This is a genomic window from Paenibacillus sp. 1-18 (assembly GCF_000520755.1).
Classification (GTDB): Bacteria; Bacillota; Bacilli; order Paenibacillales; family Paenibacillaceae; genus Paenibacillus; species Paenibacillus brasilensis.
Genome location: NZ_ASSB01000397.1, coordinates 1 through 617 on the forward strand (window position 1 = coordinate 1; position 617 = coordinate 617).

The window sequence follows — 617 nt, forward strand, 5'->3', positions numbered from 1 at the left end:
TAGTGAACTTGGACACTAAGAGTGTATATGGATTACACTACTAGTGATAAGGGGCTGAGAAAATGACACGAAATAAACATTCTAGAGAATTTAAACGCCAAATCGTCAAGGAAGCCATCGAAACCGGGAATAAGGCAGCTGTAGCCCGGAGATATGAAATTGCCGTCAATATGCTTCACCGTTGGGTAAAGGAATTTGAAGAAGGTAAATATGGTGAAACTTCACTGGAAACCATACATGGACTAGATTCCAGAGTGCTTTCCCAAGAAAATGATCAATTGAAGAAACTACTGGGTGAACAGGCACTAGAGATTGCGATACTGCGTGACTTGATAAAAAAGAAAAACCCTCATTTGCTGAAAAAGTTGAAGTAGCAGAACACTACATTTGTGAAGGATATGCCGTCACGCTTGTGCTACGACTGGCCAACATCCCGAGATCTAGTTACTACTACCATAAAAATAGAAAATTGATCGAGAAAACAGCAAGTGGGGGACGACCAAAGCCAGGATATTCGCTGCGTTCGGACGGCGTAAAAGTACCGGATGCTCAGATTATGGAACGGATTATGGAGTTGATTTCTGCAGACGGCCATGCGTATGGATACCGAAAATTAA

Annotated in this window: 1 protein-coding gene and 1 pseudogene; both read left to right on the plus strand. The window is 42.1% G+C overall.

Annotated features, from left to right (window positions below; all coding sequences use genetic code 11):
* Positions 1-62: 62 nt before the first annotated feature.
* Positions 63-374, plus strand: a complete 312-nt coding sequence (locus L693_RS0126775) for a transposase (RefSeq protein ID WP_025721496.1) — start codon at positions 63-65, stop codon at positions 372-374.
* A gap of 38 nt (positions 375-412) precedes the next feature.
* Positions 413-617 (plus strand): annotated as a pseudogene (locus tag L693_RS31825) (IS3-like element ISHahy4 family transposase); the annotation flags it as partial.